Source organism: Acetobacter lambici (assembly GCF_011516885.1).
GTDB lineage: Bacteria > Pseudomonadota > Alphaproteobacteria > Acetobacterales > Acetobacteraceae > Acetobacter > Acetobacter lambici.
Genome location: NZ_WOTD01000027.1, coordinates 21601 through 28834, shown reverse-complemented (window position 1 = coordinate 28834; position 7234 = coordinate 21601). Strand labels below are relative to the sequence as shown.

Here is a 7234-nt window from a genome sequence, read left to right as displayed (position 1 = left end):
GTGCTTCATGGGCGGTTTGGGTGGTGGGGGCACCTCGATCTTTGGCGGCGGAATGAACGGCGGCGGCGGCACGGTCATAACCGGCGGGGGTGGTGGGGGTGGCGGCGGAGGCGGCGGCGGCGGAGGTGGGGGCAGAACGCGCGTCTGAATGGGAGGATGAACCGGCGGGGGCGGGCTCTCGCCATTCCCCATCCCGTAGATCAGTCCCCATATGCCCAGCACGTGCATGACCAGCACAAGCAGGAACGCGACCACACCAACAGCAGCACTTGCCCGAAAGGCATACTTTGCCGAACCTGGCTGCTGCTCAGGGTTACTCATTTTGGCCCTCCCTCTTCAAACCGCCAAACGGAGCATATCTGTTCCGTTTTCAGCCATGAAAACACTCAGGAACTTTTATCTGACCTCATGGGCCAGAACCGGCAGGCCTGATGACCTGCCTTTATCCATTCCGTTGATTGGGCAATCTGGCACGGCAGATGTCAAGCAGCTTATATTAGAAAAGTTCGCATCTGAACTTTATGATCTTAAGTGCCTTGCACAAAAGAAAAAAAGGCGGGCTCCTACCCGGAGTCCGCCTTCTTTTGCCAGCCCGCATTGCACGCCAGCCCAAACAGCCTGAGCTTACTGCGCGTTAGCGCTCGCCTCCGATCGGGTTGCCCCTACGCGCATGGCCAGAGCCGCAGCCATAAAGGCGTCCAGATCCCCATCCAGAACAGCATCGGGGTTGCCGGTTTCCACGCTGGTGCGCAGGTCCTTGACCATCTGGTAAGGGGCCAGAACATACGAGCGGATCTGGTGCCCCCAGCCAATATCGGTCTTGGCGGCCTCGGCTTCCGCCGCTGCGGCCTCGCGCCGTTGCAGTTCCGCCTCGTACATACGCGCACGCAACATCTGCATGGCCGTCGCGCGGTTCCTGTGCTGGGACCGATCGGTCTGACACGCAACCACAATGCCGGTAGGAATATGGGTAATACGGATAGCGGAATCCGTTTTGTTCACGTGCTGACCACCCGCACCAGAGGCACGGAAGGTATCCACCTTCAAGTCCGCGTCATTGATTTCAATTTCAATTGAATCATCAATAACCGGGTAGACCCAGACCGATGCAAAGGATGTCTGCCGACGGGCCGCCGCATCGAAGGGGGAAATACGCACAAGGCGGTGCACGCCAGCTTCGGTCTTCAGCCAGCCATAGGCATTGGGGCCGGACACCAGAATGGTAGCGGATTTAAGCCCGGCCTGTTCGCCTTCCGAGCTTTCAATCAGCGTGACCTTGTAATTATGCGCTTCCGCCCAGCGGGTGTACATGCGCAGCATCATTTCGGCCCAGTCCTGCGCCTCTGTGCCACCGGCACCGGCGTTGACTTCCAGATAGCAGTCATTGCTATCCGCCTCGCCCGAAAGCAGGCTTTCAATCTCACGCCGTTTGGCTTCTTCGGCCAATGCGCGCAGGCTGGCCATGCCCTCGGACACCAGATCGGCATCCCCTTCGGCTTCGGCCATCTCGATCAGTTCGGAAGTATCGCTTACGTTGGTTTCCAACGCCTGCACACCCTCGATCTGGTTGGCCAGAAGCGTGCGCTCACGCATCATTTTCTGCGCGGCTTCGGGGTTATTCCACAGGTCGGGGTCTTCGGCCTGATTGTTCAGTTCCGCAAGGCGGGATTCAGCGACATCCCAGTTAAAGATGCCTCCTCAGCAGTGCGACCGACTGCTTGATCTGCTCATTAAGGGCTTCTGTCTCGGCGGACATCGGGCCTGTTCTCCATCTACTTTTGGGGACTTATCGTCCAATTCCGTTCTCTGCGGCCTTCAATAAAGGCCACCCATGCCAATGTCACCCCCAGAAGGTGCGGGCGCGGATGCGCTGCCCCCTTCAGCCGGGCTGGCACCCGTTGCCGCGGGCTGGCCGGAGCCATTGGCGCTGGCGGCCATATCGCTCTCCGAATCCGGCATGTTCTCGGCCCCTGTATCGGCGGCACTCAGCTGCTGGGCATCCACATTGCTTAGCAGATTGGCACTCACACCGGGGAGCTGGCCATCCTTGAACGCGTCTATCGCCACACCACGCCCTGTGTCGTAACTGACCAGTGTCACCCCGTCAGGGGCGGCAAAGTCCAGTTTGGGCTGGTCCTTGAGGGCCGTCTTCATCACTTTGTTCCACAGCGGGCCAGCAATTGCGCCCCCCGTTTCGTTCCGTCCAAGGGACTGGGGCGTGTCAAACCCGATCCAGACCACCGTCACCAGTTCGGGCGTGTACCCCGCGAACCATGCGTCGTTAAAGTTCTGGCTGGTGCCGGTCTTGCCTGCGATGGGCACATCTATGCCCTCACCCGCGCGCACGCCCGTGCCGCGCCGAATAACATCTTGCAGCATGGTCGTGATCTGGAAGGCACTCTGTTCAGATGCGGCCACAGGCCGGTCATCGCGCAGGGCGGGCTGGTCCTCGGGGGTCAGCACCACAACAGAGGGTTGGGCAGGCAGCGGGCTGGTCGGTGCCGCACCAGCAGGGGTCTGTGGCGCATCCGGGTGTACGGCGTCCACCCCTGCTGGCGGGGCCGAAGCCCCGGTGGGCAGGGAGGATGCGGATACCAGAGATAACCCCGTTGCGGGCCGCCAGATCACATGGCCATCCCTGTCCTGCACATCATCAATCAGGGTTGGGGTAATCCTGCGCCCTCCGGCGGCAAGGGCTGCGTAGGCTCCGGCCTCCTTCATGACCGTTGTTTCAACCGCGCCCAGTGCTGCTGGCAGCACATGAGGCATGTTGTCCACCAGCCCCAGCTTTATGGCCGTATCCGCCACCGTGTTCATGCCCAGATGGGCGGCAAGGCGGATGGTCACAAGGTTACGCGACTCACGCAGCGCATCATGCAAGGAGGTGGGACCCCAGAAGTCTTTTTCGTAGTTATTGGGGTGCCACGTGCCATAGGACACGGGGGAATCGTCAAACTCCTGAGAGGGCGAAATGCCCTGCTCCATGGCTTGCAGATAGACAAACGGCTTGAAGGACGACCCCGGCTGGCGCAACGCCTGTGTGGCCCGGTCGAACTGCGATGCCTGAAAAGACCAGCCCCCCACCAGTGCAAGCACACGCCCCGTGCGGGCGTTCATGGTAACAATGGCCCCTTCCACCACAGGGATCTGCATGAGTGCTACAACAGACTGCCCGGTCTGGGGTTCGACCATAACAATATCCCCCGTACGCAGGGGGCGGGCACGGCGGACCCATGCCATATCCTTGGGCTGGATCTGCCCTGTATGAGGTTCCCCCCCCTGCGCGGTGTTCCGGCGGACCACGCTGCCTTCCAGCCAGCCGACCTGCCCCTTGTTGCCATCAAGCACAATGGCCAGACGCCACTGGTCCAGCATACCCGCAGGGGCACTGACCGTACGCAGGGCGCGCACCCATTCCTCCTGCGTCAGAGGTATTGGGGTAGACAGATGCGTAACAGGGCCATGCCAGCCACGGTGCTGGCGGTCATACGCCATAAGACCCTGTTGCAGAATGCTCTGGGCCGCGCGCTGGAGGGGCAGGTCCAGACTGGTATGCACGTCCAGCCCCCCCTGCATGGTCACGTCCTGACCATATTTTTCCAGCAGTTCGCGCCGCACTTCCTCGGCAAACCATTCGGAGCCGGGGGCGGGGCCGGGGCGGGAATAGCTGAGACTGACCAAAGGCTCTGCCTCGGCCAGACGGGCATCTGCCTGCGTAATGGCCCCAACATCGGCCATGCGCTCCAGCACCCAGTTCCGCCGCCCCCGCGCCGCATCAGGGAAGCGGGCAGGATTATAATTGGTAGGAGACTTGGGCAAGGCGGCCAGAAAAGCGGCCTCCGCGTTATCAAGCTGGTCCAGTGGTTTGTTGAAATACGTCTGGGCGGCGGCCCCAATGCCATAAGCACCATTGCCCAGATAAATTTCGTTCAGATAAATTTCGAGAATTTTTTCCTTGGGCAACACCTGCTCAATACGCATGGCCAGAAAAGCTTCCTTGGCCTTGCGTTTGAACGAGACAGCATTGGTGCCCAGCAGCATAACGCGCGCGACCTGCTGCGTAATGGTGGACGCGCCAATGGGCCTGCGCCCGCGGTCACGCGTAAGATCGGTCAGACCCGCGCGGATAATGGCGGCGGGGTCCACACCCTTATGGGTCCAGAACTTCTGGTCTTCCGCCGCGATGAACGCGCTTTTCACCCGATCGGGAATGGCGTTGGAGGGCACGAACACGCGCCGCTCGTCCGCCAGTTCGGCCACAAGCTGGTCGTCACCTGCGTAAAGGCGGCTCATCACTGGCGGCTGGTAGGACCGCAGCCCGTCCACCGTTGGCAGGTCGGCAACAATACTCTGGTATTGCGACCACACCACCACAGCCCCACCGGCACTGCCCACCAGCAGCACAGCGGCAGCCGTGCCCAGCAGCATGCGCCACTGGCGGAAACGGGGCCTGCTCAATGGAAAAGACCGTGTGTTGTCCCGATCATGCCGGGGGGAGGAATCCGGGTCACCAGAAGGCGGAGTGCGTGTCATACCGGTCCTTTATCATTCCCATATCCTGTCGTCTCCTTGCCATCGACATTCTCCTTACAATCGTGGCGGAATTCCGACCTGTGCTCCAGCCCTTGCCCATTCAGGCCTTTACGCCTGACCGAGCAGTTCGCCCAATATGCGCGCCGTATAGTCCACTACCGGCACAACGCGCCCGTAATTAATGCGCGTGGGGCCAATAACGCCAATGGCCCCCACAATCCTGTTCGCCTCATTGCGTGCAGGCGCCATAACAACAGACATGCCCGTGGTACCAAACAGACCACTTTCCGCGCCAATAAAAATACGCACGCCCTCTGAACTCTCAACCAGTTCCAACAAGCGCAACATGGTTTCCTGCGCTTCCAGCCGGTCAAACAGCGTCTGTATGGCCACAAGGCGCTCCTGCCCGTCCACATCCGCTAGCAGGCGGGACTGGCCGCGCACAATTAACGTGCCACCACTCTCGCCCCGCTCACCATTCCAGATGGCCAGACCACTCTCCACCACCTCGGCAGTCAGGCTGTTCAGCACGGTACGGTTCTCGCTCATTTCCGCCCCGACGCGGTGGCGCAGGTCGGGCAGGGATGCCCCCATGGCGCGCGCGTTCAGGTAGTTGGCTGCCTCCACCAATGCGGAAGGGGGCGTCCCGGCGGGGATTTCAATCACCCGGTTTTCCACATGCCCATCGGCCCCCACCAGCACCACAAGGGCACGGTTACCGCCTAGGGCTACAAATTCTATATGCTTGATCCCGCCTTCCCCCTTGGGGGCCACCACCAGCCCTGCGGCGTCGGACATGCCTGCCAGCAGGGAGGATGCCTCGGTCAGCGTATCCTGCAAGGAACGGCCGCGCGCTTCCAGCGAATGGCCAATCACCTTCTGCTCGTCCTCGGAGAGTGCACCAAACTGGAGCAGACCATCCACAAACAGGCGCAGCCCTTTTTCCGTTGGCAGGCGGCCCGCTGAAGTGTGGGGAGAAAACAAAAGCCCCGCCTCGGTCAATGAAACCATGACATTGCGGATTGTGGCAGGCGAGAGTGGCTGGCCCAACCTGCGCGACAAGGTGCGCGAACCCACGGGTTCGCCACTGGCCATGTATTCTTCCACAATCTCGCGCAGGATGTTCGCGGAGCGTCCATCCAGTTCGGGTGGTAGCATTGCTTGGGCTGGCAACAGGCCACGCTTCATGGCTCTCAGGCTCCTTCGTGCGGTCTGATAAGCGTTTATAGCGGCTTATTGCCGGTTTTACTCCTGCCAAAAGCATTTTATGTGCAGGCACAACCCTTTGTCATTGTTTTGCAGGAGCAGCACCATGCGTCCATCAGGCCGACAGGCCGGGCAGATGCGCCCCATTGTTATCGAGACCGGTTTTTCCCACCATGCGGAAGGCTCCGCCCTTATTCGCGTAGGCGGCACCGAGGTCCTGTGCACCGCCAGCGTGGAAAGCCGCGTACCCCCGTTCCTGCGTGGCAAGGGAAGCGGCTGGGTTACGGCGGAATATGGCATGCTGCCCCGCGCCACCCACGCACGCGGCAACCGCGAGGCCGCACGGGGCAAACAGTCTGGCCGCACGCAGGAAATCCAGCGCCTGATCGGCCGCTCGCTCCGTGCGGTCACGGACCTTAAGGCTCTGGGCGAAATCTGCATTACACTGGACTGCGATGTGCTCAACGCCGATGGCGGTACACGCTGCGCCTCCATTACCGGCGCATGGGTGGCGCTGCGGCTGGCCCTTGGCAAACTGGTGGCCAACCGTGTGCTCCCACGCATACCGCTGACCGGGCAGGTGGCGGCCGTATCCTGCGGGCTGACCAGCGCAGGAGCCGTGCTGGACCTTGATTACACCGAAGATAGTGCCGCCCTTGCCGACACCAACTTTGTGCTCAGCGCTGATAACCGTATTGTGGAAATTCAGGCCACAGCCGAACATGCTCCCTTTAGCGAGGATGCCTTTAACACCCTGTTCACCCTTGCCCGCAAAGGGGCGGGTGAACTGTTTGCAGCCCAGTTGAGCGCCATCAACACAGCAGAGCAGCCCATAACATGACCCACCCCACCCTCAAATCCGGCGACAAGCTGGTGCTTGCCTCCCACAATGCAGGCAAGCTGGCCGAGTTTTCCGCCCTTATGGCGGAATTTGGCATTACCGTTCTCTCCGCAGGGGATCTGAACCTGCCTGAACCGGAGGAAACCGCCACAACCTTTGCAGGCAATGCCGCCATCAAGGCGCTGGCGGCAGCAAAGGCTACCAACCTGCCTGCCCTTGCCGATGATTCCGGCCTGTGCGTAAGCGCCCTTGGGGGAGTTCCGGGTGTTTACTCCGCCCGCTGGGCTGGCCCCAACAAGGACTTTAACGCCGCCATGGCCCGGATTGAGGAAGGCATTGGTCAGGACGAGCGCGAGGCATGGTTTGTATGCGCGCTCTGCCTTGCCTACCCCGATGGGCGCACCCTTACTTTTGAAGGACGGATTGACGGGCAGATTGTCTGGCCCCCGCGTGGAACCAATGGGCACGGATACGACCCGATTTTTGAACCCGAAAACGAAACCCGCAGCTTTGCCGAAATGACAGACACGCAGAAAAACGCCATCAGCCACCGTGCGCGTGCGTTCGCAGCCTTCCGCAAAGCCTGTCTGGACTAAACACACCCCATAAAAAAAGAGCGCCCTTTTGGGGCGCTCTTTTTTGCATGGCAAACTG

General features: G+C 60.9%; 5 protein-coding genes and 1 pseudogene. 2 read left to right on the top strand and 4 right to left on the bottom strand.

Annotated elements, in window-relative coordinates:
* The 4 genes and pseudogenes from GOB86_RS15860 to hrcA all read right to left on the bottom strand — a co-directional run.
* Positions 1–321, bottom strand: a pseudogene (locus GOB86_RS15860) (energy transducer TonB); the annotation flags it as partial.
* Between the two features lie 303 nt (positions 322–624).
* A protein-coding gene (gene prfB, locus GOB86_RS11155) for a peptide chain release factor 2 (protein ID WP_165992405.1) occupies positions 625–1756 on the bottom strand; the annotation gives its coding sequence in 2 pieces (ribosomal slippage) (positions 625–1686 and positions 1688–1756; 1131 coding nt in all).
* Between the two features lie 59 nt (positions 1757–1815).
* Positions 1816–4533: a penicillin-binding protein 1A gene (locus tag GOB86_RS11150; protein WP_165992404.1), complete on the bottom strand. Its 2718-nt coding sequence runs from the start codon at positions 4531–4533 to the stop codon at positions 1816–1818.
* A gap of 108 nt (positions 4534–4641) precedes the next feature.
* Positions 4642–5721, bottom strand: coding sequence for a heat-inducible transcriptional repressor HrcA (gene hrcA, locus GOB86_RS11145; protein ID WP_165992403.1), 1080 nt, complete (start codon positions 5719–5721; stop codon positions 4642–4644).
* A gap of 124 nt (positions 5722–5845) precedes the next feature.
* Between hrcA and rph the strand changes: the two genes are divergently transcribed.
* Together rph and rdgB are read left to right on the top strand one after the other, a co-directional pair.
* The gene (gene rph, locus GOB86_RS11140) at positions 5846–6580 is read left to right on the top strand and encodes a ribonuclease PH (protein WP_165992402.1); all 735 of its coding nucleotides are present in this window, start codon (positions 5846–5848) and stop codon (positions 6578–6580) included.
* Positions 6577–7176 (top strand): RdgB/HAM1 family non-canonical purine NTP pyrophosphatase, encoded by a 600-nt coding sequence (gene rdgB / locus GOB86_RS11135; protein ID WP_165992401.1) that lies wholly within the window; start codon positions 6577–6579, stop codon positions 7174–7176. Before rph ends, rdgB begins: the two co-directional genes overlap by 4 nt.
* The last annotated feature ends 58 nt before the right edge of the window (positions 7177–7234 follow it).